Origin of the sequence: Sphingomonas sp. Leaf339, assembly GCF_001426195.1 — a bacterium.
GTDB lineage: Bacteria > Pseudomonadota > Alphaproteobacteria > Sphingomonadales > Sphingomonadaceae > Sphingomonas.
Genome location: NZ_LMRS01000040.1, coordinates 1 through 402, shown reverse-complemented (window position 1 = coordinate 402; position 402 = coordinate 1). Strand labels below are relative to the sequence as shown.

Annotated in this window: 1 protein-coding gene; it reads left to right on the top strand. The window is 67.4% G+C overall.

Annotation, left to right across the window (positions count from 1 at the left end):
• The coding region (locus tag ASG67_RS14120; RefSeq protein WP_156460838.1) for an extracellular solute-binding protein at positions 1-400 on the top strand (400 nt) is incomplete at its 5' end.
• Positions 401-402: the final 2 nt, after the last annotated feature.

Genomic DNA, 402 nt, shown 5'->3' with positions numbered 1-402 from the left:
GGCGCGCACGCTGATGCACGCGTGGAACGGCGATGCGCGGCTCGGCATCCTGAGCAACCCCGACCCGGAGCGCTACCGCTTCGTCTGGCCGTCGGAGGGCGCGAACCTCTGGCAGGACAACTGGGCGATCGTCGAGGGCGCCGAGAACGAGGACGCCGCGTACGCCTTCATCGACTACGTGCTCGACCCCGAGGCGTCGCTGAAGGAGCTGACGTACATCGGCTACAACACCGGCGTCGAGGGCATCGAGGAGGCAGCGACCGCGGCGGGCGTCGAGCGCCCCGACCTGATCTTCATCGACGACGAGCGGATGTCGAAGCTCGTCTACAGCCAGATGACGACCGCGACGCAGGACGTGATCGCGATCTTCGACGAGATCAAGGCGAAGGCCGGGCAGTGACG